This window comes from Acidovorax cavernicola (genome assembly GCF_003581445.1).
Genome location: NZ_QXMN01000021.1, coordinates 1 through 24,124, shown reverse-complemented (window position 1 = coordinate 24,124; position 24,124 = coordinate 1). Strand labels below are relative to the sequence as shown.

Here is a 24,124-nt window from a genome sequence, read left to right as displayed (position 1 = left end):
CGTGCAGGGGATGCACGCACTGCGCGGCCGGGCCGCCGGGGCCTGGACGTCAGGGCTGCGTGAAGCTCACGCGTTGCGCAATGAGCACGCCGTCGACCACGCGGTCGCCGACGACGGTCACGCGCTTGCCGTTGCCCAGGTCTGCGGCGGTGCCGTTTTCGAAGATGGTACCGGAGCCGCTGGCATCCACGCGCTGGCCGCGGACTTGGAAGTCGGCCGCCGACTGGTAGCCGCTGACGGGGCCGATGACGGTGAACGACACCGGTCCGCCGGTGCCGGGCACGTGGCGGATGCGCAGCTTCTTCACCACGAGCACCTGGTTCGACAGGAAGCCGTCGACCTCGACCTTGACGCCGTTGCCGATGGAGCCGCTGGGCCCGCCGGTGATCTGTGCGTTGCTCGCATCGATCTTGTTGCCGAGCACGCGGAAATCGCCCAGCGCGGCGAAGTCGGTGACCACGCCTGCCAGTTGCAGCGCAATGCCGTCGGCCGTGGGAATGGCGTACCAGCCCTGCACCTGGGTCGCGGTGAAGCGGCCGGCGGTCGGCGCCGCCGTGCCCCGCACCCGGACGATGGCGCCGTTGGCCAGGCTCGCGGCATCGATGCCGGTGCCGAAGGCGGCGGTGCCGAAGTCGATGGTGAGCTGGCCGAGCGTGAACTGCTGGCCGCCGCGGTCGAGGTTCTGCACGGTGCCGGTCACCAGCGGGGCGGTGGTGGCGGGGGTCACCTGGATGCGCGTGGCACGCAGGATGCCCGGTGCGGCGGGCAGGCCCCACACCTGCACCACGGCGCCGTCGACGAGGTCGGTGGCGCCCTTGGCGTCACCCCAGACGGTGGCGTTGTCGGTGGTCACGCGGGTGCCCATGACGGTGAAGCTGCCGTCCTTCAGGTCGATGACCGACACGGCGCCGCGCAGTTCGGCGGCCGAGACGACCGTGGCGGCGATGCCGCTGGTGAAGTCGGCGTCGACCTTGCCGGCGATGCGCGCGCTCATGCCGATCTGCAGCTCGGTGGTGTCCTCGAGGCTGAAGGTGGCGCTGTCGGTGTTGTAGCGCAGGCCGTTGAGGATCACGCTGCCCAGGCCGTCGGCCGCGCCGATGCCGGCGGCGTCCGCGGTCGCGCCGGTGCCGCCGGGGCCCACGCCCGAGCCGTTGCCGGCCGTGCTGGTGCCGTCGCCGCCGGTGCTGCCGTTGCCCGTGCTGCCGTTGCCCGTGCTGCCGCCGGAGCCCGAGGCGTCGCCCGGGCCTGCGCCGCCGTCGCCGCCCCCACCGCCGGTGCCGGTGCCGGTGGCCGCGGTGCCGAGGGCGCCGAAGCCCGGCGTGCCGCTACCGCCACCACCGCCGCCTCCTCCGCATGAGAGAAGCAGGGCCATGGCGCCGGCCATCAGCAGGCCGCGCGCGAGTCGCAGGGAGTGGGAGATCGTGTTCATCGGGGGGACTCTTTTTTCTGTGCTGCGCCGGGGGCGGACGCGCCTTCTTCGTCTTCGTAGTACGTGTAGATGCCGACGCGGATGCGCGCATTCGTCGTGGCCTTGGCCTCGGCGGGCACGCGGTCGACGGCCTGGGTCATCTCGCGGGTCAGTTCGTGGTGCAGGCCGGCCCAGCGTTCGCGCACGAGGCGTTCGATGGCCGTGCAGTCGGCCAGCGTGAGCCCGCGCGCGTACACGGCGCGCTCGAGCATGCGGGGCGTGTCGCCCAGGGTGTTGGAGACGGCGGCCAGCAGGTGGTCGCGGCCGTTGTCGCCCAGGAAGGCGAGCATCGATTGCAGGTCTTCGACCGGCACGAAGCCGTCGGCCGTGAGTTCGGCGGTGCCGTCGCTTTCGGCCACCATCTGCAGGCGCACCAGTTCGTCGAGGATGGTGCGGTGGTGCACGTTGCCCCGGCTGGCCAGGCGGGCCACGCGCTCGAACGACGGCCCGTCACCCTCGGTGACGACGGGCAGGCGGCGCAGGGTGTCGTCGTCGGTGGTCATCTGTAACCACAACGTAAAAGTCTTGGCCGCCGCCGACAGCTCGGTGTGGGGCAGCGGGTCGACGGTGGCGCGGACCTTGGCGGTGACGACCTTGCGGTTCAGCCCGGTGGTGACCGAAATCTGGCTGAGGTTGGGCTTGGGCACGCCCTGGCCGCGCCATGTGCGCTGGGCTTCCTCGATGAGCAGGTCGCGCAGCAGGGCTTCGAGGTGCGGGTGCTTGACGCCCATGGCGAGCGCCAGCCGGACCACGGGCCGGAGGATGCGAGCGCAGGCGGCAAGGGCCCAGTCCAGCCGGTGTTCCATGAATGCGGGAGCGTTGTTCCTGGTGAAGGTCGTTGAGGCAAGAAAGGCGGGACCGGCGCCCGGCCTTGCCACGGGGCGCTATTGTCGTTCGTCCGGCGGACCCCCTCGGCCGGCGGGCTTGCCGGTCAGGTCGCGGCGCAGGTGCCGCTGCTCGACCGGGTGACGGTGGTGCGCCCCGTGGCGCTGATGTTCACGGCGCGCGACTGGTCGGCGCTGGGCGTGGCGCGGCAGATGGTGATGCGGCTCTGGCCGGCGCCCAGGCCGGTGGCCTGGAACACGACGGCGCTCGCGCCGCCGGCCTCGCGCAGCCGGTAGCCGCTGGCCGCCGCGGATTCGACGCGCAGCACCTGCGTGCCGCTGAGCACGATCCAGCCGGCTTCCCATTGGCCGTTGGTGCTGCAGCTGGTGCCGTCGGACGAGGCGCACAGGGTGATGGGGGCGTTGCGCTTGATGGCCTCGCTGCGCGCCAGCTGGCTGCCCGCGACCAGCGCGGTGGCGTAGCTGCTCAGGCGGGTGGACAGCCGGATGCTGTCGAACGAGGGCACGGCGATGGCGATCAGCACCACCAGCACGGCGATCGTGACCATCAGCTCGATCAGCGTGAAGCCGCGCGCCCGGGCTCGGGCTCGGGCGGGGCGGAGGTTGCGCATGCGGAAGGGCACGGCGCCTACTTCTGGATGAACCAGTAGACCCGGCCCTTGGGCTGCTTGAACGCGGCCTTGGGTGCGGTGCCCTTGGGGCTGAGGAAGGAGTCGGGGTTGGCGCCGATCACTACGTCGCGCATGCCGCCGTTGTTGTCGAGCTGGACACGGCCCACGACCGGGGTGGGCGCGAGGCCGCCGCCCACCACGTTCTGGAAGCGCCCCTCGGTGCCCTGGGCGGCGGCGTTGACGTACGACACGTTGTAGACCCGCGCGGTGCCCAGGTCGGCGCGGCACGACTGCGTGTTGGGCTCGGTGGGCGTGTGGGTGTTGAAGGTGGTGATGCCGTAGGCGGTCACCGAGCCGGTCACGACCTGCTCGCCGGCGGCGAGCGCGAGGTACCAGCCCTTCTTGGTGGCAAGGTCGGAAGAGGTGGGTGTGCCGGCGCCGGTGATGGCCTGCAGCGAGGCGTGGCACAGCAGCCCGTTGCCGGTGCCGCAGCGGTCGGCCTCGCTGGTCAGCCAGGTGGCGTCGGTGGGCTTGTCCACCAGCATGTAGAAGCGGTTGGCCACACCGAGCGCGACGTTGTAGTAGCGCAGCGGCTTCTCGCGGTCGCCCGAGCCAAGCAGCACGACGTAGGCGCCGTTGTCCGTCAACACGTCGGGGCCGAACATGAACTTGCGGTTGGGCGTGCAGGTGGTCACCGTGGCGCAGCCGAGCGAGGCGATCGGGGTCAGCGTCCAGGCGGACGGCGCCGCGCTGCCGATGGCGATGCGGTAGACGTTGCCGCCCAGGTCGGCGGCGTAGGCGATGGTGGCGATGCCCAGGGCATCGGTGACGACCGTGACTTCGCCGACCACGGGGCGCGCGGTGGTGAACACCTGGAGCTGTGCACCGGTGTCGGCGTCGAGCACGTAGATCCGGTTGCCCTTCATGCCGGCGCCGCAGGCCTGGGCGGCGCTGTTGGTGTCGACGTCTTCGCACCGGTCGTAGCCGCCGCCGAAGATCAGCACCGGGCTGTTGCCGCTGCCGTAGCCGTTGGCGCGCAGCACCTTCGGCGCCGACCAGGTCTGGCCGATGCCTTCGAAGCCGGTGTCGCAGCCGGTGTCGTCGCCCTGGTTGGGGCAGCCCTTGCGCCACTTGAGCGTGGGCGCGGCGGGCGAGGAGACGTCGAAGGCGTAGACCAGCCGGCCGCCGCGGCGCATGCTGGCGTAGAGCCAGGCATTGCTGCCCTGGCGGTAGGCCGCGACCGCGCCGTCCATGCCGTAGGGCTTGGGTGCCACCGCGCCCAGGCTGACCGGCAGGCCGGGGAAGTTGATGCGCGTGGTGTTGTCGTACAGCCGCTTGAGGCTGCCGTAGAACTCGGGCGGCATGAACGACCACAGCTCGGAACCCGCGGCGGCCCCGCCGATGGCGGTGTTGCGGTTGCCGTTGATGGCGCGCAGCACGCCGTCGTTGCCGCCATAGAACACCACCACCTGGGGCGAGGCGTCGGTGCCGTAGTTGATGGCCACGGGTCGCGAGTGCACCACGTCGCCGTGCACCGAGGGGCGCATGGCGCTCGACGGCACCGGGTTGCCCTGGGCGTCGGGCCTTTCGTCGCCCTTGTTGTCCAGGCCGCGGGCCCAGTTGATGAGTTTGGTGCGGTCGGCGGTTGCGGTGACGCCCAGCGCGGCCATGGTGATGGCCGTGTTGCCGTCGTCGAAGGTGGTGAGCGCGGTGCAGTTGCCTGCCGCGCAGGTCTTCATGTTGCGATTGGCCGGCACCATGCCGCGCAGCGTGTAGCCCTGCGCGCCCTTTTCCACCACGTTGCCGTCGGGGCTGTCCGCGGCTTCCTTCCTGAGACAGTCGCCGGAAGGCCGGAAGCTCCAGTAGGCGTCGGTGTCGCTGGCGGGCGGGGTCCAGAAGCTGCGCGCGCAGGGCGCGATGAAGCCGGTCTGGTTGTTGACCGCGTTCTTGTCGTCCGCGTCCTGCAGGATCAGCTGGCTGCTGCTGTCCAGTCCCAGCTTGTATTGCTTGAGGTTGCCGTTCCAGCGCGGAAAGGCGTTCTCGTCGGGACGGAACATGCCGACGAACACCTGGTTCAGGTAGGTACCCTGGGTGTTCACGCTCACCGGCAGGCTCACCGAGGAGAACACGCTATTGACCGACTGGATCTTGCTGAAGATGTCGTCCAGCGCCTCGCCGAGCGCGGTGCCGAGCTGGGGCTTGGTCGTGAGGTCGTAGTACTCGCCCTTGCTCTGCGTGGCCATGCTCTGCAGCAGTGCGGTCCAGCCCGGTCCCTGGCCCTGCGCGGCCTTGGCGGCCTCGATGGTGTAGACCTTCACGCCCATGCGGGTCTGCAGGAAGCGCGCCCACTCGTCGGCCGTGTTGTCCTGCGAGCCGCTGGGGCTGAGCGTGATCTGGGCGGTGCTGCCGCCGGCGGCGCGCAGGGCGTCGTTGGACAGCTGGTTGTCGTTGTTGTTGTCCTGCGCGGCGCCGTTGCTGATGTAGATGACGAAGGTGCCGATGCAGTTCTCGGTGCTCGGGCCGACGTAGGTGCTGGCGCTGAAGCTGCCGAGCGCGTTGCGCGGCAGGGCGTAGATGGCCTTGGATGCCGCGGTGCCGCTCACGTTGCCGCTGTAGTCCGTCTTGACCTTGCCGTTGCCGGCGATGGGCGCGGCACTGGCCAGGTAGCGGTAGACCTCCGCCATGGTCTTGCCGGCCTTGCCGCCGTTGGACTTGTCGCCGACCTTGTCCAGGCTGCCGATCAATTCGCTGTACTTCACCTTGGTGCCGTTGTCGAGCGTGCGCACCGCGGCGCGCACGTAGCCGCCGTCGCTGTTCGAGTTGCCCTGGCCGGTCTCGGTGAACATCATCAGGCCGACCTTGAACTTGTCGGCCTGCAGGCTGGAGAACGCGTTGGCAAGCGCCGTCATCTCGGCCGTGAAGGGCTGGTTCCAGTTGGCCGTGTTGTCCAGCACGAACAGCACGTTCGGGGCCTGGGCGGCGCTGGGGTTGTAGCCCACGAAAAGGTCGATGTCCTCGGCCTGCGCGGCCTGCATCGGCAAGGCGAGCATCGCGGCGGCCCACAGCGTGGCGAATAGTTTCCTTGTCATGGCGGGGACCCGTTCTTCGTCGTGGTTCAAGAGGAGGCCGGCGCGGGCGCGGCTGGCGTGGCGGGTGGCGGCGCGCACAGCGCATCGAACTGCGCCTTGTTGAGCAGCGCCCGCACGCCCTGGCGCACGGAGGTCGAGGCGCCGGTGGTGCCGGCGGCGGCGTCGGTCACGGTGGTGCTGATGTCCCACACGGCGTTGTACTGGTCGGGCAACGCCGCGAGCCCCGAGCCGCTGCTGGATGCACCGCCCGTGATGCCGCCCGGGCCCGTGCTGCCGCCGCCGCCGCTGTCGAGGGCCTTGGTGGCGCGCACGCACACGGGCGGGGCGACGGTGACGATGTAGTCGGTCACGCCGTCGTTGTTGATGTCGACCATGCTCACCGTGCCCTGCGGCGCGGCGAGCGAAGGGCTGCCGTCGCTGCCGGGTACCAGCAGGCTGGCGGCAACTTCCTCGATCGCGCGGTTGGCGGCGGCCACGGCTTCGTTGCGTGTCTGCAGGTTGCCCACGGCCTTGAGGTTGGCGCTGCTGAGGTTGAAGGCGGCGGTGACCACGAGCGTGATCAGCAGCAGCATGATCATCCCGACGATCAGGGCCGCGCCGCGCTGGGCGGCCGGGCCGGCGGATGGGGCGCGTGGCTTCATGGCGTCTCCCTGCGGCCGGTGACGTTGGTCAGGCGCACGGTCGTGGCGAACGCGTGGCGCTTGTAGTGGTCGTTGAACGGCCCGAGCGTCGCGGCGCCCATCTGGTAGGTGCGCGTGTCGGTGTGGCCCGGCGAGATGGTGGTGGCGCGCGCGAGCACGTGCAGCTTCACGGCCACCACGTTGATCAGCTGGTCGGCGGTGCAGGCCGAGGCGGTGCTGCAGTGCACGAAGGCGCCGTCGGGGCTGCCATCGCCGCGGTTGGAGGGCGTGGACTTGTTCGCCGGGTCGGCCCAGGCGATGGGCTGGGCGTAGTTGACGGCGGCGCCGGTCTTGCTCAGCGTGTCCAGGCCGAGCTCGACCCGGAAGCCCTCGACGCCTTCGATCAGCGGCGTGGGCGGCTGCTGCGCCAGTGTGCCGTCCACCAGGTCGAAGCGCGAGCGGGCCAGCGTGGGCACGCCGTCGCCGACGGCCTCGGCGTAGTCGCGCACGTAGTAGATGTCGGCCACCAGCTTGCGCTTGGGCGCGGGGGTGGTGCAGTCCTTGAGGAACATCTGGTCGAAGGCCGCGGTCGAGAGGTCGAACGACGAGGGCTTTTGCGTGCCGCACAGCGACGACTGGAAATACATCGCGTCGGCCACGTCGGCGTCGCAATGGGGCGTGCCGGGCAGGCAGGTCTCGGCGTGGCGCACCACGAGGACGTCGGTGTTCGCCTTCTTGTGCGTGAGCAGGTCGGCGCAGGTGGTGGGCACGCTGTCGTAGACCTGCACGGGCAGGTCGAGCAGCTGGCGCTTGTAGTCCTCGGTCCAGTTCGCGACCGAATAGGCCAGGCACGGGTCGGGCAGGGCGCCGGTGGGCACGTGCGTGGGGGCGGCGCTGACCGTGAGGTCGTCGAACTCGGGCATGTAGTTTTCCCAGAAGCCCGCGTGCGAGATCTCGTTCTCGAGCACGAAGATGCTCAGGCGCCCGGTTTCGATCTGGCGGTTGACGCGCTCCATCTCGCGCTGGGAGCCGCTCACGTTGAGGAACAGCGCGAGCAGCGCGGCCAGCACGATGAGCATGATGGTGATGGCCACCATCAGCTCGATCAGCGTCAGCCCGTGCTGGGCGCGGCGTGCGGTGGGGTGTGGGCTCCTCGCGCTCATGAGAGCGATCCGATGCGCACGAGCGTGGTCACGGTGCGGCGGCACAGGTCGTTGCTGCACTTCGAGCCGGTGGGGCCGTCGTAGGCGTTCTTGCCGCAGGCGACGCCGGCCGGTGGCGCCGAGATCGGCCCGAGGCCCTGCCAGGCCACCGTCACGAGGTACTCGTTGTTGCCCATGTCTTCCACGCAGCCGCGCCCGCCGATCACGGTGCCGAGCTTGTCGTTGCCGGAGAACTCGGCGGCGCCCTGCAGCGCGTTGCACCATTCCTTGGCGTCGATCTGCTGGCGTGTGCCGGTGGCGGTGGGGCAATCCGCACCCGCGCCGAGCGCCGTGCTGCTGGCGTAGCTGGCCGCCATGCGGCGGTTGATGGCGATGCGGCTGGCCATGTCGTTGAGCAGCATCAGCGCCTGCGAGCGCTGGTACGACTCCATCTCGGAGGCCTGCAGCCGGGCCTGCAGTCCCACCAGGCCGAACAGGCCGAAGGCCAGGATGAGCAGGGTGACCAGCACCTCGATCAGCGTGGCGCCGCGCTGGCGCCGCAGGGCGGGGCTCACCATTTGCCGGCCGGCGTCTTCACGCCTTCGCTGGTGAGTCCGAGTTCGACGTCGCCTTGCTGGCTGTTGATCGGGGAGAAGGTGATCGTGAAGGCGGGCGGGGAGGTCGCGACCGTGACGTCGTAGCCGTAGTTGCTGGCGACCTCGGCGGGCAGGGCGTAGCCGCTGGCGGTCAGCGCCGTCTTGTCGGCGTAGCCGCGGTTGGCGATGAGGAACTGCTGCTGCCGGTTGGCGATGTCCATCATCTGCGCCTGGGCCGCCGAGCGCTTGGAACGCACGATGTACTGCCGGTAGCTGGGCAGGGCGATCGACGCCAGGATGGCCACGATGGCCACCGTGATCATGACCTCGATCAATGTGAAGCCGCCGCGTGCGCGGGCCTGCGAATGCTGGGTCATCGTGGGCTCGTCAGGGATGTTTCACATTGTTAGTGAATGTGAATTTATCACATCTAACGTAAACGCAACGGTTTGCGGCGCCGCCGACGAGCGCCTGCGGAAGGCGATCAGGGTTATCCATTAGGCAATTCCACCCGCCTGGCCCGCGCAGTCCGACGGATGCGGCGACGCCGCTGGCGCGGAACACTCGCCCGGTTCATTCCGAGGAGACATCCGCATGCCCAACATTCGCCGCCATCTGGTGTGGCTGGCCGTGGCCGTGGTCGGCGCTTTTGCGCTGGGCACGGTCGCCCTGAGCCGGGGAGAGAGCATCAACGCGCTCTGGGTCGTGACCGCCGCGATCTGCACCTACCTGATCGCCTACCGCTACTACAGCCTGTTCATCGCCGACAAGGTGCTGGGGCTGGACGCCAACCGCAAGACGCCCGCGCACCGCCACAACGACGGCCTGGACTACGTGCCGACCGACAAGAACGTGCTGTTCGGCCACCACTTCGCGGCCATCGCCGGCGCCGGCCCGCTGGTGGGCCCGGTGCTCGCCGCGCAGATGGGCTACCTGCCCGGCCTGCTGTGGGTGCTGGCGGGCGTGGTGTTCGCGGGGGCGGTGCAGGACTTCATCGTCCTGTTCATCTCCACGCGACGCGACGGCCGCTCGCTGGGCGACCTGGTCAAGCAGGAGATGGGCGTGGTGCCCGGCATGATCGCGCTGTTCGGCACCTTCATGATCATGATCATCATCCTGGCGGTGCTGGCACTCATCGTGGTGAAGGCACTGGCCGAATCGCCGTGGGGCAGCTTCACGGTGGCCGCGACGATTCCGGTGGCGCTGTTCATGGGCGTGTACCTGCGCTACATCCGCCCGGGCCGCATCGGCGAGGTGTCGGTGATCGGCTTCGTGCTGCTCATGGCGGCCATCTTCGGCGGCCAGTGGGTCAGCCAGCACCCGGTGTGGGGCCCGGCCTTCACCTTCGACGGCAAGGCGCTCACGTGGATGCTGGTGGGCTACGGCTTCGTGGCCGCGAGCCTGCCGGTGTGGCTGCTGCTGGCGCCGCGCGACTACCTGTCGACCTTCCTGAAGATCGGCACCATCATCGCGCTGGCGCTGGGCATCGTGTTCGTCATGCCGACGCTGCAGATGCCTGCGGTCACGCAGTTCGCGGCGGGCAACGGCCCGGTGTGGTCGGGCAACCTGTTCCCGTTCCTGTTCATCACGATCGCCTGCGGCGCGGTGTCGGGCTTTCACGCGCTGATCTCTTCGGGCACCACGCCCAAGATGCTCGACAACGAGCGCCATGCACGCTTCATCGGCTACGGCGGCATGCTGGCCGAATCCTTCGTCGCCGTGATGGCGCTGGTGGCCGCCTCGTGCATCGAGCCGGGCATCTACTTCGCGATGAACAGCCCGGGCGCGCTGGTCGGCACCACGGTGCAACAGGCCGCCGCCACCATTTCGGGCTGGGGCTTCGTGGTCACGCCCGAGATGCTGCTGCAGACCGCCAAGGACGTGGGCGAGACCACCATCCTCGGGCGCACCGGCGGCGCGCCGACGCTGGCCGTGGGCATGGCCCACATCCTTCACCAGGTGATCGGCGGGCAGGCCATGATGGCCTTCTGGTACCACTTCGCGATCCTGTTCGAGGCGCTGTTCATCCTGACGGCGGTGGACGCCGGCACGCGCGCCGGCCGCTTCATGCTGCAGGATCTGCTGGGCAGCTTCGTGCCCGCGCTCAAGCGCACCGACTCGCTGCCGGCCAACCTGATCGCCACCGCGCTGTGCGTGGCGGCCTGGGGCTACTTCCTGTACCAGGGCGTGGTCGATCCGCTGGGCGGCATCAACACGCTGTGGCCGCTGTTCGGCATCTCCAACCAGATGCTCGCCGCCGTGGCGCTGATGCTGGGCGTGGTCGTGCTGTTCCGCATGAAGCGCGAGCGCTACGCCTGGGTGGCGGCGGCGCCGGCCGCGTGGCTGCTGGCCTGCACGCTGACGGCGGGCTGGCAGAAGATCTTCTCGAGCGATCCGAAGATCGGCTTCCTCTCGCATGCCGCGAAGTACGCCGACGGCCTGGCCAACGGCGTGCTGATCGCGCCGGCCAAGACGCCCGAGGCCATGTCGCGCATCGTCTTCAACGACCGGCTCGACGCGGCGCTGTGCGCGCTCTTCATCTTCGTGGTGCTGAGCGTGCTGGTCTACAGCGTGAAGGCCTGCCTCGCGGCGCGCGCGGCCAACCGGCCGACCACGCAGGAAACGCCGTTCGAGCCGATGGGCGCGGCCTCGTCCGCTGCGCATTGAGCTGAACGCACGCCATGGGTCTCGCCATGCCCGAAGCCGGGCGCTACATCGCCCGCTCGATCAAGCAGTCGCTGCGGCTCATGGTCGGGCTGCCCGACTACGACGTCTACCTGACGCACATGGCGGCCACCCACCCGGACCGCGCGCCGATGAGCTACGAGGAGTTCTTCCGCGAGCGGCTCGAGGCTCGCTACGGCGCGGGCAAGGGCCGCTGCTGCTGACGGGCGGCTGACCACGAAAAAAGGGGCGCATGCGATGCGCCCCTTTTTCATTTCAGGAGGCGTCGAGGATCTGCGCCATCCGCAGCGCCGCCGGTGAGAGCGGCCGGCTCTTCAGGGCGAGCCGGTACAGCGGCCGCGACAGCACCGCGCCCGGCAGCTTCAGCTCGCGCAGCGTGCCCAGCGCGAGCATGTCGGCCACCACCACGCGCGGCAGCATCGAGATGCCGACACCGCTGGCCACGGTGCGCGCAATGGCCTCGTTGCTCGCCATTTCCATCCACGGCGGCGCGTCGATGCCGTGCGCCGCGCACAGCGCCTCGGTGGCCTGGCGCGTGCCGGAGCCGGGCTCGCGCAGGATCCAGTTCTGCCGGCCCAGCAGCGCGGCCGTCACGCCGCGCCGGGGCAGGGCGGCGTCGGGCGGCGCCACGATGGCGAGCGGGTCGGTGGTCCATTCGCGCACGTCGATGCGCTCTTCGATGTCTGCGTTCACACGGCCCTCGACCAGCGCAAGGTCGATGCGGCATTCGAGCAGCTGCTCGCACACCCACTGCGTGTTGCCGACCGTGACGCGCGGCACCACCGCGGGATAGGCCGCGCAGAAGGCTGCGATCTGCGGCGGCAGCCAGTAGCTCGCGACCGTGGTGCTGGCGCCCAGCGTGAGGCTGCCGCGCTGCACACCGACGCGCGCGCGCACGTCGTCGAGCGCCGCACGTTCCATCGCGAAGATGCCGCGCGCATGCGTGAGCAGCGACGCGCCGGCCTCGGTGAGGCGAAAGCCCTTGCCCGCGCCGCGCTCGATGAGCGTCAGGTCGAGCTGATGCTCCAGCTCGCGGATGCCCTTGGACACGGCGGGCTGGCTGATCCACAGGCCCTCGGCCGCGCGCGAGAAGCTGCCCGCCTCGGCCACGGCGACGAACAGGCGCACCAGGTGCAGGTTCAAAGTCATAACCTAACTTCATGCATCAGTGAAGTTTATGTCTTTGACTCATGGTGTGTCGATTCCTAAGCTTGGCGTCATGTCATCCCTTGCCGCTTCCTTGCCCGGTTTCTCCTTCGTTCGCCGCTGCGGCCCCGGCGTGCTGTTCTCGGTGCTGATTGCCGGCGCCGCCGCGCTGCTGGCCGAATGGCCGCCGATGGTGAAGCTGGGCCTGAGCGCACTGACGCTGGCCATCGCGCTGGGCATGGTGGCGGGCAACACGGTGTTCCCGGCGGTGTCGGGCCGGACCGGCGCGGGGGTGGACTTTGCGCGCAGCGTGCTGCTGCGCGCGGGCATCGTGCTCTACGGCTTTCGCATCTCGCTGAGCGACATCGGCGCCGTGGGCTGGCCCGGCGTGCTGATCGCGATGGCGATGGTGGCGCTGACCTTCGGCCTGGCCGTGCGCATCGGCACGCGCTGGCTGGGGCTCGACCGCGAGACGGCCGCGCTGATCGGCGCCGGCAGCGCGATCTGCGGCGCCGCCGCCGTGATGGCCACGCAGCCGGTGGTGCGCGGCGAAGAGCACAAGGTGTCGATCGCCGTCGCCACGGTGGTCGTGTTCGGCACGTTGTCGATGGTGCTGTACCCGCTGGTCTATCCGTACCTCGGGCTGTCGGAACATGCCTTCGGCCTCTTCGCGGGCGCCACCATTCACGAGGTGGCGCAGGTGGTCGCGGTCGGCGAGGCGGTGGGGCCCGACGCGGCGAACGCGGCCGTGGTCGAGAAGATGCTGCGAGTGATGATGCTCGCGCCGTTCCTCATGAGCCTGTCGTTCCGCGTGGCGGCCTCGACGCCGGGTGCGGCGAGCCTGCGCGCCTGCTGGCGCCAGGTGCGCGTGCCGTGGTTCGCGGTGCTGTTCATCGCGGTGAGCGCTGTGCATTCGCTCGACGTGTTGCCGCGCGCGTGGGTCGCTTCGCTGGTGCAGCTCGACACGCTGCTGCTCGCCACCGCCATGGCCGCGATGGGCCTGCGCACCAGCGCCGCGAGCCTGCGCAAGGCGGGCGCGCAGCCGCTCAAGCTGGGGGCGCTGCTGTTCGTGTTCCTGACGGTCGGCGGCTATGCGGTGAATGCGGCCGTGCTGGCGTTGTTCTGAGCCGCTGGCGCATGGGGCTCAGGCAGCGCCTGAGGCATCCTGCGTGAATTCCAGTTTCTCCTGCGCGCGTCTTCGCGGGACCATCGGTGCCACGCAACCCGTGGAGAAAAACCGATGTCATCCGAACTCAACCAGATCGCCAGTTGGTCGCTGCGCTGGCGCATTTTCCTGTCAGGCGCGCTGTGCGTTGTCGCCGCGATCGCCGCCGCCAAGCCTTTCGACGCGAACGTCGATCTGCAGGCCGAGCAGCGCTACCAACTCGCCCTCGAAGCGCAGGCCGGCCGCGACTACCGCACGATGCTCGTGCAGCTGCGCCAGGCCGCCGTCGAAGGTCATCCCGAGGCGCAGGAGATGCTGGGCATGGTGCTGCTCACCGGGCAGACGCTGTACGGTTCCGCCGTGAAGGCCGACCGCTGCGAGGCGCGCGACTGGATGCGCCGCGCGGCCGTGCAGGGCAGCGAGACGGCGAAGGTGCAGCTTGTGTTCCTGAACCGGCTGCGCAATGCACCGGCGGGCCGCATCGACTGCGAGTGAGAAGACGGGCGATCTCAGGTCGCCCAGATGCGCGGCGTGGTTACCGGCAGTTGCCACAGCTCGCTGCGCCAGGCCTGCCAGACCTGCCGCAGCAACTGCATCGCGGGCTCGACCACCGGGGCCAGCACGCGCAGCACCACCACTTCATCATGCGGGCTGGTCGCGCCCGCGCTCTCGTGCAGGTCGTGCGCTTCGAGCAACCCGCGCGCCTGCGCAAGCAGCGCTTCGCGCCGCGCCTTGGTCATCGGCGAGCCGGCCACGACGAACAGCGAGGCGAGGCAGCGGTGCCCGCCCAGCCCGAGCGGGCTTTGCAGCAGGCGGTGGTCGCTTGCGTCGATGCGTCCGCGCTCCAGCCACACGCCAGGCGTTTCGATGTGCTGCAGGTAGGTGCCGCGTTCGAAGGGCTGGTTGGCGTTCGGCAGGCCGAGCGCGCACACGTCCCAGCCGATCATCTCGGCGCCTGGTGAGACTTCGATGGTCAATCGGTTCTCGGCCTGGCATCCGCTGTAGCAGATGGCTTCGAGCGGCAGCCATTCGAGCCGTGCCCTGGATGCAAGCCGGATGCGCGTGCGCTGCAGCGCGGTCTCGCCTTCGGAGCGGTAGAAGCGCGAAGCGCCGGGCGTGGTGATGAGGCCGTGGCTGCCGTCGGCCGCTTCGACGTCGATGTCGAGCGTGTCTCCGCCCACGAGGCCGCCCGGCGGGTGCACCAGCACGTTGTGGCACACCGCATCGCCTTCGGGGTAGAGGCTCTGCAGGATGCGCAGCGGGCCGTCGTGGCGAAAGCGGGCGACGCTGCGGTCGGCTTCTTTTTGGTAGGCGAGATGGAGACGGGCGTGCCAGGGCATCCGGCGAGTCTAAGGCGCTATTTCCAGGCACCGTCGTGCGCGGCGGCGGCTTCATCAATCAGCGCGGGCCCGATGCATTCGATGGCATGCGGCGAGGCGCGGAACACGTCGCGGCACGACAGCTCGGCATCGCGCTGGTCCTGCCGCTCACCGCGGAACACGCGCAGGCGCTGCGCATCGATGCCGAAGACCACGCGGCCGATGTTCGACCAGAAGATCGCGCCCGCGCACATCACACAAGGTTCGCCCGAGGCGTAGAGCGTGGCGCCGGCCAGTTCCTCGCGCGTGAGGCCGCGGCCGGCCAGCGCGCGCAGCGCGTTCACTTCAGCATGCGCGGTGCAGTCGCCGGTTTCGGCATTGCTGTTCGCGGCCTCGGCCAGCACCTCGCCGGCGGCCGAGACGATGACCGAACCGAAGGGCCGGTTGCCGCGTCGGCGCGCGGCGTGGGACCACACGATGGCCTTGCGCAGGTAGCGACCGTCGCGCTCGTCGAGCGCGGTTTCCTCTGGGAAGGCAGAGAGGGGGCTGTCGGGAAGGTTCATGCCTTGGGTGCGGGAAGGGTGCGCTCGCTGCGCGCGGGCAGCATCGAGCTGTTGAAGAGGGCGTCGGCCGAGGGGCGCGTCTTGAGACCGAAGGTGTCGGCCACTTCGTCGACCTGCTGTTCGAGCGTGAGCTTGCGGATGTCGCCCAGGCCGTGGCCGCGCGTGTCGGCCGCGCCCACGTACTGCGCCGTGAGGCCCCAGCGTTCGAGTTCGACCTTCTCGTCCAGGATCGGCTCGCGCTGGCGCATGGCCGCGATGCTGGGCGCGGGGTTGGCGAAGGTCTCGACGATGGCGCGGTTGGTCGCGCGCAAGAAGGCCGCCACCACCTTCGGGTTCTGCGCGATCAGGTTGCTGCTCGCGAGAACCGCGTTGCCGTACAGGTTGACGCCCGCGTCCGAATACTTGAGCACCGAGAGCTCGTCAGCCTTCATGCGCGCGAAGAGCGAGACGGCCGAGTCGTGGAAGTAGGTGGCGGCATCGACGTCGCCGCGCACCATCACGTTGTCGCGCGCGCTGAAGTCCGTGGTCTGCCACTGGAAGGCATCGCCGCGCATGCCCTGCTTGCGCGCGACCATCGGCCAGGCGCGGCGCGTGGACTCGACGGCGGCGGCCGCGACCTTCTTGCCCGTGAGGCTCCTGAAGTCGCCAGTCACGCCGCGGTCCTTGCGGCCGATGATCACGAACGGTGCACGGTTGTAGTACTGGTACACCGCCTGCACCACCGGCGTGCCCGGGTTCTGTGCATTGAACTCGACCAGCGAGCTGATGTCACCCAGGCCCAGCTGGTACACGCCGCTGGCGATGCGCGTGATCGACGCCACCGAGCCGGCGCCGGTGTCGATCGTCACGTCCAGCCCTTCGTCGCGGTAGTAGCCCTTGGCCTGCGCAAGGAAGAAGGGCGCGGTCTGGCCGTTGATGCGGAAGTCGAGCGTGAACTTGAGCGGCGTGAGTTTGCCGGCCTGCGCGAACACGGCAGGGGTGGCGAGCGTGGCTGCGGTGGCGGTCGCTGCGGCAATGAAGGGTCTGCGTTGCATGGTGGGGCCTCGGAGTCGGTGGTCTTGACGATGCCTCCCGCCGGGGCGGGGGCGCCTCAAGAGCAATTTCCGGGCGGGCGCACGGGTGTGGTGCGTGCGCTGCTGAACGCTTCTACTCTTGGCGTCTGTCTTGCATGAGGCATGCCAGGGTGCGGCGCTCGGGCATCGCAGCAGGGGGCTTGGAAGCGCCGGCGGGGCGCGCCACAATCCGGGCGCGCTAATTGCAAGCCGATCGGCGCAGAGTAGAAGCGTTCAGCCTCGCGCGTGCCTTTCCCGGACACGCCGACGAAGCAGGAAATTGCTCTTTCACGTTCGTCCCCACACGCAACATCGAAGGAGTTCGCCCATGCTCGTCACGCAACAACCCGTCTTCCGCAAGTTCTGGCATGCCGTCATGCCGCTCACCGAACTGGCCTACGGCCCGAAGCCTTTCCGGCTGCTGGGCGAAGACATCGTTCTCTTCCTCGACACCGACGGCCAGCCGGCCGCGCTGCGCGACCGCTGCTGTCATCGCACTGCGAAGCTCTCGAAGGGCTGGTGCGTGGACGGCGAGGGCAAGGCCTGCGGGCAGGGCGCGATCCAGTGCGGCTACCACGGCTGGACCTACGACCGCAGCGGCCAGGTGGTGCGTATCCCGCAGTACGAGCCCGATCGCAAGATATCGCCCGAGTACAAGACCACCGCCTACCGCTGCACCGCGCGCTACGGCTATGCCTGGGTGGCGCTGGAGGAGCCCATCGCCGACATTCCGGCGATTCCCGAGTTCGACGACCTAGGCTATCGCACGATCTTCCAGTTCTATGAAGAGTGGCAGACCAGCCCGATGCGCGCGCTCGAAAACTCGTTCGACAACTCGCACTTCAGCTTCGTGCACCGCGCCACCTTCGGCGTGGCCGCGAGCCCGAAGCCGAGCAAGTACGAGCTGGTGGAAAACGAATCAGGCTTCCATGCCGAAACGGTGATCGAGGCGACCAACCCCGTGAAGTTCCACGCGATCAGCGGCGTGACCGATGCGATCACCACGCGCCACATGCGCAACGCCTACTTCCTGCCGTTCTCGCGCCGGCTCGACATCGAGTACCCGAGCGGCATTCGCCACATCATCATCAACTGCTTCACGCCCATCGACGACGGCCGCATGCAGCTGTGCCAATGGCTGTTCCGCAACGACACCGAGGCCGACTGCGCGGCGCAGATGCTGATCGACTTCGACGAGGAGATCACGCGCGAGGACAAGGACATCCTCGAATCGACCGACCCCGATGCGCTGGTCGACACGCGCCGGCGCGGCGTGGAGTACTCGATGGAATCAGACCGGCCTGGGATGCTGATCCGCAAGCACCTGATGCAGCTGCTTGCTAAGCATGGAGAGTCGGAGGTCTATCGGGGGATGACGATTCCGATGGCGAAGGCAGCTTGAGGAATTGCCGGGCGCCGTTCAGGCCGGTGCAGTCGTCGGATTCGGGCGCGCAGCGCGCGATGGCCCTTGCGTATAGCGATCCATCGCCAACCCGTCCGTGCGAATCTCCGGCCGCTGGCCCGTCACGAGGTCCGAGATCAGCTTGCCCGAGCCGCAGGCCATGGTCCAGCCCAGCGTGCCGTGGCCGGTGTTCAGGAACAGGTTGGGGTAGCGTGTGGCGCCGACGATGGGCGTGCTGTCGGGCGTCATCGGGCGCAGGCCGGTCCAGAAGCTGGCGTTCGGCAGGTCGCCGCCCGGGAACAGGTCGCTCACCACCTTCTCGAGCGTGGCGCGGCGTGCCGGGTTCAGGCGCAGGTCGAAGCCGCCGAGCTCGGCCATGCCGCCCACGCGGATGCGGTTGTCGAAACGCGTGACCGCGACCTTGTAGGTCTCGTCGAGCACGGTCGATTGCGGCGCGAGCGATTCGTCGATGAGCGGCACCGTGAGCGAGTAGCCCTTGACCGGGTACACCGGAATGTCCAGGCCCAGCGAGGCGATGGCGGCGCGCGAGTAGCTGCCGAAGGCCATCACGTAGCGGTCGGCCGTGAGGATCTTGCCCGCCTTGGTGCGCACGCCGGTGATGCGGCCGCCGTCGGTTTCCAGGCCGTCGACGGTCTGGCCGAAGCGGAAGTCCACGCCCAGGCCGCGTGCGATCTCGGCCAGGCCGCGCGTGAACAGATGGCAGTCGCCGGTTTCGTCGTTGGGCAGGCGCAGGCCGCCCGTGAGGCGGTCGCGTGCGTTGGCGAGGCCCGGTTCGACGCGCGCCAGGGCGTCGCGGTCGAGCAGTTCGTAAGGCACGCCGCATTCCTCGAGCACGGCGATGTCGCGTTGCACTGCGTCGAGCTGGGCCTGCGTGCGGAACAGCTGCAGCGTGCCGCCGGTGCGGTGTTCGTACTGCAGGCCGGTGTCGGCGCGCAGTTGTTGCAGGCAGCCGCGGCTGTACTCGGCCACGCGCATCATGCGTTCCTTGTTGACCGCGTAGCGCTCGGGCGAGCAGTTACGCAGCATGGCGGCCATCCAGCGCAGCTGGAACAGCGTGCCGTCGGGGCGGATCGACAGCGGCGCGTGCTTCTGGAACATCCACTTGATTGCCTTCAGCGGAATGCCGGGCGCGGCCCACGGGGTCGAGTAGCCGGGCGACACCTGGCCGGCATTGCCGAAGCTCGTTTCCTCGGCCGCGCCGGCCTGCCGGTCGAGCAGGGTGACTTCGGCGCCGGAGCGCGCGAGGTAGTACGCCGTGGTGGTGCCGATCACGCCGCCGCCGAGAACGATGACTTTCATGGTGTTTCCGAGCTTCTGAGTGGAATGATGTGAATCTAAAGTTCTTATTGCAGTGGATTCCATCGTTTTTAAGCATTTGGCGGTGAAAATAGCTGCCGAACCCTGTCCAAAGCCTCGCGCGGAGTGAAATGCCCGAACTCGACCGAATCGACCGCAAGATCCTCGACCTTCTGCAGCGTCAAGGCCGCATTGCCATGACCGAATTGGCCGAGCGCATCGGCCTGTCGGCCTCGCCCTGCGCCGAGCGCGTGAAGCGCATGGAGCGCGAGGGCGTCATCACCGGCTACCACGCGCACGTGTCGCCCGAAGCGCTGGGCAAGACGCTGCTGGTGTTCGTGGAAATCAAGCTCTCCGCCAAGTCGGGCGACGTGTTCGACAAGGTGAAGCAGGAGCTGCTGCACATGCCCGAGGTGCTCGAATGCCACTTGGTATCGGGCAGCTTCGACTACCTCGTGAAGGCGCGCCTGAGCGGCATGAGCGAGTACCGGCACCTGCTGGGCGACATCCTGAAGAAACTGCCCGTGGCGGCCGAGTCGCACAGCTACGTGGTGATGGAAGAGATCAAGGAAACGCTGATGCTGGCGGTGGACCGATGAGCGCGGCCCCCTCCAACGTCCTCGCCATCCGCCCCTGGCGCCTGGCCGACTTCGACGCCGTGAAGGCCATCCTCGACGACACCTTCGCGAGCACCTGGCTGCCGCAGCTCACGCCCGAGGCCGCGAAGGCCTATGCCGACAGCGGCGAACCCGTGGGCTACATCGACGAGAGCGGCCCGGCCTTCTTCGTGGCGGAAATCGACGGCGAGGTGGTCGGCATGGTGCACTGGGAACATGATTTCGTGCAGGCCCTGCACGTGCCCGCCGCGCACCAGCGCAAGGGCATCGCCCGCGCGCTGATGGCCTTCGCCGAAGACGGCATGCGCGCCGACGGCGTGGCGCTCGCGCGGCTCGAAACCGACACCTTCAACACGCAGAGCCAGGGCCTGTACCGCGCGCTCGGCTACCGCGAGGCCGGCCGCTATCCCGACCTCGAATGGCACAGCGGATTCACGACCATCCTGTATGTGAAAGACTTGGGCTGAGCTCAGAACTTCCTTCCTCCTTCAAGGACATCGGCATGACCCTCTCGATCCGCCGCGACGGCACCACCGGCACGCGCCACATCCTCAAGATCCGCAACCACGAGATCCCGGTCGATGCCTCGCCCGCGGGCGGCGGCAGCGACGGCGGCGCCGAACCGCACGACCTGTACGACGCCTCGCTCGCGGCGTGCAAGGCGCTCACGGTGCTGCTGTATGCGCGCCGCAAGGGCATTCCGGTGGAAGACATCGAGGTCGTGGTCGATCGCGACGACAGCGAGGAGCGCAAGGGCATCTACCGCCTGAAGTCGGGCCTGCGCCTGACCGGCGACCTGACCGAGGCCCAGCGGGACGAGCTGCTGCGCGTGGCCGGCAAGTGCCCGGTCCACAAGCTCATGACCGAGGTGAAGACCGAGATCGAGACCGGCTGGGCCGACTGATCCGGCCCTTCCTTTCTCCGGCTACTGCTTCGTGCGATAGGTGCGCACCGCGCGCAGCAGCGCCCACAGGCCGGCTTCGGCCGGCACCTGTTTTTCGTTGAACGCGACGGCGATGAACACGTCGTCGGCCGGCACGTAGGCCACGATGCTCGTGAAACCCTCGATGCCACCGCTGTGGCCGAGCATCAGCCCCGGTCCGTCGGGCACGTCGTACAGCTGCACGCCCATGCCGTAGAACGCGTTGCTGCCTGCGTAAGGGCCGGTCATCGCAGGCATGCCGGTGAACATGCGGTGCACCGACGCACCCGGCAGCACCTTGCCCGCGAGCAAGGCATGCCAGAACACGGCCAGGTCGCCTGCCGTCGATGCCAGCGCGCCCGCTGCATAGGGCGTGGCGTACAGGTCGGGTGCATCGACAGGCCGGCCTGAAGCATGGCCCGCGACGACGGGCAGTTCGACGCCCGGCTGGCGCATCGCCGTGTGCCTGAGCGCCAGCGGCTTGACGAGCCGCTTCGCCAGTACCTTGGCGAACGGCGCGCCTTCCACCTTCTCGACGATCATCCCGAGCATCGCGTAGCCGGTGTTGCTGTAGCTCCAGTTCGTGCCGGGGCAGAACTGCGGCTTCTGCGAGGTGCCGAGCGCAATGATCTCGGCGGGCGTGCGGTAGGCCGTGCCCAGCGAGGGCAGCGCATTGAAGCTCACGAGGCCGCTGGTGTGGCGCAGCAGCTGCTCGATGGTGGTGAGCCTGGCGTTCGGCGCGTCGGGAAACCAGGTGTCGATGGTGTCGCCGAGCTTCAGTCGGCCTTCCTCGGCGAGTTGCAGCACGACCGCGGCCGTGAGCGTCTTGACGGTGCTCGCGACCTGGAACTGCTGGTCGGACACGACTGGCTGCGGCGGCGCCTTGCGTGCCAGGCCGCGCGTGGCGGACCAGATGCCTTGGCCGGGAATGGCGACGGCCACGCTGGCCGCGGGAACATGCGGCAGCATCTTGTCGAGCGCATCGCCGAGCGCGGCCTGAAGCCCGGCGGAAAGCTGTCCGTCGATGGGGCGGTTGAGGTCTTTCTGCCAGACCGCCTCGGGTGCGCTGCGCATCGGCGGGCCGGCCCAGGTGGGAGCGGGCGAACACGCGGTCTGCGCCATGCCGGGCGACGCCTGCAAAGCCACGCACAGCACGAGCAGCGCGGCCGTTGGAATCCTGGAGGGTTTCATCGTCGCGCTCTCTGCCGTGTTGTCATTTCGCCGCTTCGGCTTGCTTGCGTGCGGTTTCCACGCGCTTCGCGTAGCGGTCGCCCCAGTCGGCCAGCGGCGCCAGCGCCGCATTGAGCGTGGCGCCCAGCTTCGTCTCGGAATACTCGACGCGGGGCGGCACTTCGTGGAACACCTCGCGGTGCACGAGGCCGTCGGTTTCCATTTCGCGCAGTTGCTGGATCAGCATCTTCTCGCTGACTTCGGGCAGCAGCCGCTTCAGCTCGCCGAAGCGGTAGGGTTGCAGGTGCAGCTCCCACAGGATTACCGCTTTCCACTTGCCGCCGATGACTTCGAACGCGGGGCCGATGCCGCAGTTGTAGGGCTTCTTCGCTGCCATTCGGTGCTCCTTGTGATTCCAATACTTCCTATTTGGTAAGTACCTTACTTTATTGTCGGTACTTGACCATACGGAAGTGTAATTTCTACGATGCAGGCGTCATCAACCCACTGCATCGGATTGCCATGAGCAACAACAAGGAAGTTTCGGTTCTGGGCCTGGGCGCCATGGGCGTCGTCATCGCGCGGCTCTTTCTGGACCAGGGTTACAAGGTCACGCTGTGGAACCGATCGGCCGACAAGGCCGACGCGCTGGTCGCCCGCGGCGCCGTGCTGGCGCGCAGCGCGGCCGAGGCGCTGCGTGTGAGCCGCGTGGCCGTGATGTGCGTGTACGACTACCGCGCCGCCGACGCGATCTTCGCGATGGACGGCGTGGCCGCCGCCCTGGACGGCCGCCTGCTCGCGCAGCTCACCACGGGCAGCCCGAAGGATGCGCGCGAGGCCGAGGTCTGGGCGCACCGCCATGGCGCCGCGTACCTTGAAGGCGCGATCCAGGCCGCGCCGGACCAGATGGGCCGGCCCGACACGCCGCTGCTGGTGTCGGGGGCGCAAGCTGTGTTCGTCGAGGCCGAGCCCTTCCTGAAGGTGCTGGCCGGCGGCATCGTCTACCTGGGCGAAAAGGCCAGCGCGGCCGCGGCGATGGACTTGGCCACGCTCTCGAGCATCTACGGCACCATGCTCGGTTTCCTGCACGGTGCGCGCATCGCCGAGCACGAGGGCTTCGACGTGGCCGAGTACGGCCGCATCGTGGCGGGCATCATGCCGACCTTCGCGGGCTTTCTTCAGCATGAAGGCGCGGTCATCCAGTCGGGCGACTTCACGATCTCGCAGAGCCCGATGCGCATTTCGGTCGAGGCCACGCAGCGCATCCTGCAGACCGCGCAAGAAGCCGGCATCAACACCGAGTTCCCGACCTTTGCCGCGGGCCTGTTCCGGCGCGCCGATGCGGCGGGGCTCGGCGGCGAGGAGCTGGCGGCGCTGATCAAGCTGTTGCGGCACTAGAAATCAAGCCCACCGCATCGACTGGATGGCGCGCACCACCTCGACCTCGCGTTCCATGAAGAAGTCGGTGTGGTTGCAGTGGTCCAGCGTGAGCCGGTGCGGCGTCTGCAGCGCAGTCGCGAGGCGGTCGGCGTCGGCGCGGCGCACGTGGCGGAAGATGCGCAGGAAGTCGGCGGCATCCTTGTCGGTCTGCGCATCGAGCGGGCGTTCGAGCCAGGGGAACAGGTCGCGCTGGTCGAGCGGCAGCGCCGTCACCACCAGCGCGGGCGCACGCACCGGCCGGTAGTCGGGCGAGAAGCGGTGGGCCGCGGTGTCCATCGCGGTTTCCACGGCGTCGGGCGTGTTCGGGCGCACGCTGCCATCGGCCAGTTCGTCGAGCGCATCACGCAGGTTGGCTTCGAGCGCGGGCCACCAGTTCTTGGACTTGCGTCGCAGGTAGGCAATGGCCGCCTTCATCGAGCGGCCATCGTCGGGTGTGGGCGCGGGTTCGTCGAGCCGGCGGTTGTCCGGCGGGTCTTCGCCGCCGGTTTCGGCTTGCCTTGTGTAGTCGAAGGTGGCATCGAGGTAGACGAGGCCGCGCACGTAATCAGGGAAGCGGCCTGCGAAGCGCGTCAGCTCGTTGCCCGCAATGGAATGGCCGCCGAGCACCACGCGCGTCAGGCCGAGCGCGTCGCACAGCGCGGCCAGGTCGTCGACCAGCGTGTCGACTTCGTAGTACTGCGTGGCGCTCTTCACCGGCAGCGGCTTGTCCGACAGGCCGTAGCCGCGCCGGCTGACCGCGACCACGCGCGAGGCAGCGCCGGCCGCGACGAGCGCGGGCGCCAGGCTGTCGAAGCAGCGTGCGTTGCCGCCGAGGCCGGCGAGCAGCACGATCACAGGGGCCGAGGCGTCGGCACCGCCGGGGCGCTGCCAGTCGCGCACCTGCAGCGAGACCTCGGGCGTGTTCGACACCTTCACGCGGCGATCGGTGGGTGTCACGGGTGGGGCGCTGCCGATG

The 24,124-nt window shown here is 68.9% G+C and carries 25 protein-coding genes; 9 read left to right on the top strand and 16 right to left on the bottom strand.

What is annotated here, in order from left to right; genetic code table 11:
• Nucleotides 1–49 precede the first annotated feature (49 nt).
• The 8 genes from D3H34_RS17210 to D3H34_RS17175 all read right to left on the bottom strand — a co-directional run bounded on the left by D3H34_RS17210 (nt 50) and on the right by D3H34_RS17175 (nt 8,748).
• A complete protein-coding gene (locus D3H34_RS17210) occupies nt 50–1,429 on the bottom strand; it encodes a DUF5666 domain-containing protein (protein WP_119555110.1) in 1,380 nt (459 codons plus the stop codon).
• Nucleotides 1,426–2,274, bottom strand: coding sequence for a DUF6502 family protein (locus D3H34_RS17205; RefSeq protein ID WP_119555108.1), 849 nt, complete (start codon nt 2,272–2,274; stop codon nt 1,426–1,428). Before D3H34_RS17205 ends, D3H34_RS17210 begins: the two co-directional genes overlap by 4 nt.
• A gap of 125 nt (nt 2,275–2,399) precedes the next feature.
• The gene (locus D3H34_RS17200) at nt 2,400–2,924 is read right to left on the bottom strand and encodes a GspH/FimT family pseudopilin (protein ID WP_119555253.1); all 525 of its coding nucleotides are present in this window, start codon (nt 2,922–2,924) and stop codon (nt 2,400–2,402) included.
• Nucleotides 2,925–2,941: 17 nt separating this feature from the next.
• Nucleotides 2,942–6,013: a pilus assembly protein gene (locus D3H34_RS17195; RefSeq protein ID WP_119555251.1), complete on the bottom strand. Its 3,072-nt coding sequence runs from the start codon at nt 6,011–6,013 to the stop codon at nt 2,942–2,944.
• Between the two features lie 26 nt (nt 6,014–6,039).
• Nucleotides 6,040–6,654: a pilus assembly PilX family protein gene (locus tag D3H34_RS17190; RefSeq protein ID WP_119555107.1), complete on the bottom strand. Its 615-nt coding sequence runs from the start codon at nt 6,652–6,654 to the stop codon at nt 6,040–6,042.
• Nucleotides 6,651–7,796 (bottom strand): PilW family protein, encoded by a 1,146-nt coding sequence (locus D3H34_RS17185; RefSeq protein ID WP_119555105.1) that lies wholly within the window; start codon nt 7,794–7,796, stop codon nt 6,651–6,653. Before D3H34_RS17185 ends, D3H34_RS17190 begins: the two co-directional genes overlap by 4 nt.
• Nucleotides 7,793–8,353, bottom strand: coding sequence for a type IV pilus modification protein PilV (gene pilV / locus D3H34_RS17180; protein ID WP_119555103.1), 561 nt, complete (start codon nt 8,351–8,353; stop codon nt 7,793–7,795). The genes D3H34_RS17185 and pilV overlap by 4 nt, the downstream gene beginning before the upstream one ends.
• Nucleotides 8,347–8,748 (bottom strand): type IV pilin protein, encoded by a 402-nt coding sequence (locus D3H34_RS17175; protein WP_119555101.1) that lies wholly within the window; start codon nt 8,746–8,748, stop codon nt 8,347–8,349. Before D3H34_RS17175 ends, pilV begins: the two co-directional genes overlap by 7 nt.
• Before the next feature lie 217 nt (nt 8,749–8,965).
• Here D3H34_RS17175 and D3H34_RS17170 point away from each other — a divergent pair, with 217 nt between their 5' ends.
• Both D3H34_RS17170 and D3H34_RS17165 read left to right on the top strand, forming a co-directional pair.
• The gene (locus D3H34_RS17170) at nt 8,966–11,038 is read left to right on the top strand and encodes a carbon starvation CstA family protein (protein WP_119555099.1); all 2,073 of its coding nucleotides are present in this window, start codon (nt 8,966–8,968) and stop codon (nt 11,036–11,038) included.
• 14 nt (nt 11,039–11,052) lie between these two features.
• The gene (locus tag D3H34_RS17165) at nt 11,053–11,259 is read left to right on the top strand and encodes a YbdD/YjiX family protein (protein WP_062472123.1); all 207 of its coding nucleotides are present in this window, start codon (nt 11,053–11,055) and stop codon (nt 11,257–11,259) included.
• A 52-nt stretch (nt 11,260–11,311) separates the two neighbouring features.
• Here D3H34_RS17165 and D3H34_RS17160 read toward each other — a convergent pair whose 3' ends face one another.
• Entirely contained in the window at nt 11,312–12,205 is an 894-nt protein-coding gene (locus D3H34_RS17160; RefSeq protein ID WP_205736742.1) for a LysR substrate-binding domain-containing protein, read from the bottom strand.
• 70 nt (nt 12,206–12,275) lie between these two features.
• On the opposite strand from D3H34_RS17160, the gene D3H34_RS17155 reads away from it, so the two are divergent.
• Together D3H34_RS17155 and D3H34_RS17150 are read left to right on the top strand one after the other, a co-directional pair.
• Nucleotides 12,276–13,328 (top strand): YeiH family protein, encoded by a 1,053-nt coding sequence (locus tag D3H34_RS17155; protein WP_119555097.1) that lies wholly within the window; start codon nt 12,276–12,278, stop codon nt 13,326–13,328.
• A 114-nt stretch (nt 13,329–13,442) separates the two neighbouring features.
• Nucleotides 13,443–13,862 (top strand): SEL1-like repeat protein, encoded by a 420-nt coding sequence (locus D3H34_RS17150; protein WP_119555095.1) that lies wholly within the window; start codon nt 13,443–13,445, stop codon nt 13,860–13,862.
• Nucleotides 13,863–13,876: 14 nt separating this feature from the next.
• On the opposite strand, the gene D3H34_RS17145 is transcribed toward D3H34_RS17150, so the two are convergent.
• Genes D3H34_RS17145 through D3H34_RS17135 form a run of 3 tightly spaced genes read right to left on the bottom strand, consistent with a single transcriptional unit; the run spans nt 13,877 to nt 16,283 of the window.
• On the bottom strand, nt 13,877–14,707 hold the full coding sequence (locus tag D3H34_RS17145) for an urease accessory protein UreD (protein ID WP_119555093.1): 831 nt from the start codon (nt 14,705–14,707) through the stop codon (nt 13,877–13,879).
• A 17-nt stretch (nt 14,708–14,724) separates the two neighbouring features.
• Nucleotides 14,725–15,249 carry a nucleoside deaminase gene (locus D3H34_RS17140; RefSeq protein ID WP_119555091.1) on the bottom strand — a complete coding sequence of 175 codons (525 nt, stop codon included), beginning with the start codon at nt 15,247–15,249 and terminating at the stop codon, nt 14,725–14,727.
• Nucleotides 15,246–16,283: an ABC transporter substrate-binding protein gene (locus tag D3H34_RS17135; RefSeq protein WP_119555088.1), complete on the bottom strand. Its 1,038-nt coding sequence runs from the start codon at nt 16,281–16,283 to the stop codon at nt 15,246–15,248. Before D3H34_RS17135 ends, D3H34_RS17140 begins: the two co-directional genes overlap by 4 nt.
• 346 nt (nt 16,284–16,629) lie before the next feature.
• Between D3H34_RS17135 and D3H34_RS17130 the strand changes: the two genes are divergently transcribed.
• The gene (locus D3H34_RS17130) at nt 16,630–17,703 is read left to right on the top strand and encodes an aromatic ring-hydroxylating dioxygenase subunit alpha (protein WP_119555086.1); all 1,074 of its coding nucleotides are present in this window, start codon (nt 16,630–16,632) and stop codon (nt 17,701–17,703) included.
• 18 nt (nt 17,704–17,721) lie between these two features.
• Here D3H34_RS17130 and D3H34_RS17125 read toward each other — a convergent pair whose 3' ends face one another.
• Nucleotides 17,722–19,086 carry a D-amino acid dehydrogenase gene (locus D3H34_RS17125; protein ID WP_350308483.1) on the bottom strand — a complete coding sequence of 455 codons (1,365 nt, stop codon included), beginning with the start codon at nt 19,084–19,086 and terminating at the stop codon, nt 17,722–17,724.
• A gap of 65 nt (nt 19,087–19,151) precedes the next feature.
• On the opposite strand from D3H34_RS17125, the gene D3H34_RS17120 reads away from it, so the two are divergent.
• The 3 genes from D3H34_RS17120 to D3H34_RS17110 are packed head-to-tail and all read left to right on the top strand — an operon-like array spanning nt 19,152 to nt 20,541.
• Nucleotides 19,152–19,619, top strand: a complete 468-nt coding sequence (locus tag D3H34_RS17120; RefSeq protein WP_119555081.1) for an Lrp/AsnC ligand binding domain-containing protein — start codon at nt 19,152–19,154, stop codon at nt 19,617–19,619.
• The gene (locus D3H34_RS17115; protein ID WP_119555079.1) at nt 19,616–20,104 is read left to right on the top strand and encodes a GNAT family N-acetyltransferase; all 489 of its coding nucleotides are present in this window, start codon (nt 19,616–19,618) and stop codon (nt 20,102–20,104) included. The genes D3H34_RS17120 and D3H34_RS17115 overlap by 4 nt, the downstream gene beginning before the upstream one ends.
• A 35-nt stretch (nt 20,105–20,139) precedes the next feature.
• A complete protein-coding gene (locus tag D3H34_RS17110) occupies nt 20,140–20,541 on the top strand; it encodes an OsmC family protein (protein WP_070062377.1) in 402 nt (133 codons plus the stop codon).
• A gap of 21 nt (nt 20,542–20,562) precedes the next feature.
• On the opposite strand, the gene D3H34_RS17105 is transcribed toward D3H34_RS17110, so the two are convergent.
• Nucleotides 20,563–21,750 carry a serine hydrolase domain-containing protein gene (locus D3H34_RS17105; protein WP_167481229.1) on the bottom strand — a complete coding sequence of 396 codons (1,188 nt, stop codon included), beginning with the start codon at nt 21,748–21,750 and terminating at the stop codon, nt 20,563–20,565.
• 22 nt (nt 21,751–21,772) lie between these two features.
• Nucleotides 21,773–22,126: a winged helix-turn-helix transcriptional regulator gene (locus tag D3H34_RS17100; protein WP_119555075.1), complete on the bottom strand. Its 354-nt coding sequence runs from the start codon at nt 22,124–22,126 to the stop codon at nt 21,773–21,775.
• A gap of 125 nt (nt 22,127–22,251) precedes the next feature.
• Here D3H34_RS17100 and D3H34_RS17095 point away from each other — a divergent pair, with 125 nt between their 5' ends.
• Nucleotides 22,252–23,127, top strand: a complete 876-nt coding sequence (locus D3H34_RS17095) for an NAD(P)-dependent oxidoreductase (RefSeq protein ID WP_119555073.1) — start codon at nt 22,252–22,254, stop codon at nt 23,125–23,127.
• Between the two features lie 3 nt (nt 23,128–23,130).
• On the opposite strand, the gene D3H34_RS17090 is transcribed toward D3H34_RS17095, so the two are convergent.
• The coding region (locus D3H34_RS17090) for an alpha/beta fold hydrolase (RefSeq protein WP_205736741.1) at nt 23,131–24,124 on the bottom strand (994 nt) is incomplete at its 5' end.

Excerpts from the sequence above, each read along its gene's own strand:
- D3H34_RS17195 (WP_119555251.1), bottom strand. The coding sequence starts at position 6,013 with ATGACAAGGAAACTATTCGCCACGCTGTGGGCCGCCGCGATGCTCGCC.
- D3H34_RS17125 (WP_350308483.1), bottom strand. The coding sequence starts at position 19,086 with ATGGAATCCACTGCAATAAGAACTTTAGATTCACATCATTCCACTCAG.
- D3H34_RS17150 (WP_119555095.1), top strand. The coding sequence starts at position 13,443 with ATGTCATCCGAACTCAACCAGATCGCCAGTTGGTCGCTGCGCTGGCGC.
- D3H34_RS17135 (WP_119555088.1), bottom strand. The coding sequence starts at position 16,283 with ATGCAACGCAGACCCTTCATTGCCGCAGCGACCGCCACCGCAGCCACG.
- D3H34_RS17130 (WP_119555086.1), top strand. The coding sequence starts at position 16,630 with ATGCTCGTCACGCAACAACCCGTCTTCCGCAAGTTCTGGCATGCCGTC.
- D3H34_RS17190 (WP_119555107.1), bottom strand. The coding sequence starts at position 6,654 with ATGAAGCCACGCGCCCCATCCGCCGGCCCGGCCGCCCAGCGCGGCGCG.
- D3H34_RS17175 (WP_119555101.1), bottom strand. The coding sequence starts at position 8,748 with ATGACCCAGCATTCGCAGGCCCGCGCACGCGGCGGCTTCACATTGATC.
- D3H34_RS17200 (WP_119555253.1), bottom strand. The coding sequence starts at position 2,924 with ATGCGCAACCTCCGCCCCGCCCGAGCCCGAGCCCGGGCGCGCGGCTTC.
- D3H34_RS17110 (WP_070062377.1), top strand. The coding sequence starts at position 20,140 with ATGACCCTCTCGATCCGCCGCGACGGCACCACCGGCACGCGCCACATC.
- D3H34_RS17155 (WP_119555097.1), top strand. The coding sequence starts at position 12,276 with ATGTCATCCCTTGCCGCTTCCTTGCCCGGTTTCTCCTTCGTTCGCCGC.
- D3H34_RS17100 (WP_119555075.1), bottom strand. The coding sequence starts at position 22,126 with ATGGCAGCGAAGAAGCCCTACAACTGCGGCATCGGCCCCGCGTTCGAA.
- D3H34_RS17160 (WP_205736742.1), bottom strand. The coding sequence starts at position 12,205 with ATGACTTTGAACCTGCACCTGGTGCGCCTGTTCGTCGCCGTGGCCGAG.
- D3H34_RS17105 (WP_167481229.1), bottom strand. The coding sequence starts at position 21,750 with ATGAAACCCTCCAGGATTCCAACGGCCGCGCTGCTCGTGCTGTGCGTG.
- D3H34_RS17145 (WP_119555093.1), bottom strand. The coding sequence starts at position 14,707 with ATGCCCTGGCACGCCCGTCTCCATCTCGCCTACCAAAAAGAAGCCGAC.
- D3H34_RS17140 (WP_119555091.1), bottom strand. The coding sequence starts at position 15,249 with ATGAACCTTCCCGACAGCCCCCTCTCTGCCTTCCCAGAGGAAACCGCG.
- D3H34_RS17185 (WP_119555105.1), bottom strand. The coding sequence starts at position 7,796 with ATGAGCGCGAGGAGCCCACACCCCACCGCACGCCGCGCCCAGCACGGG.
- D3H34_RS17210 (WP_119555110.1), bottom strand. The coding sequence starts at position 1,429 with ATGAACACGATCTCCCACTCCCTGCGACTCGCGCGCGGCCTGCTGATG.
- D3H34_RS17170 (WP_119555099.1), top strand. The coding sequence starts at position 8,966 with ATGCCCAACATTCGCCGCCATCTGGTGTGGCTGGCCGTGGCCGTGGTC.
- D3H34_RS17165 (WP_062472123.1), top strand. The coding sequence starts at position 11,053 with ATGGGTCTCGCCATGCCCGAAGCCGGGCGCTACATCGCCCGCTCGATC.
- D3H34_RS17205 (WP_119555108.1), bottom strand. The coding sequence starts at position 2,274 with ATGGAACACCGGCTGGACTGGGCCCTTGCCGCCTGCGCTCGCATCCTC.
- pilV (WP_119555103.1), bottom strand. The coding sequence starts at position 8,353 with ATGGTGAGCCCCGCCCTGCGGCGCCAGCGCGGCGCCACGCTGATCGAG.
- D3H34_RS17115 (WP_119555079.1), top strand. The coding sequence starts at position 19,616 with ATGAGCGCGGCCCCCTCCAACGTCCTCGCCATCCGCCCCTGGCGCCTG.
- D3H34_RS17120 (WP_119555081.1), top strand. The coding sequence starts at position 19,152 with ATGCCCGAACTCGACCGAATCGACCGCAAGATCCTCGACCTTCTGCAG.
- D3H34_RS17095 (WP_119555073.1), top strand. The coding sequence starts at position 22,252 with ATGAGCAACAACAAGGAAGTTTCGGTTCTGGGCCTGGGCGCCATGGGC.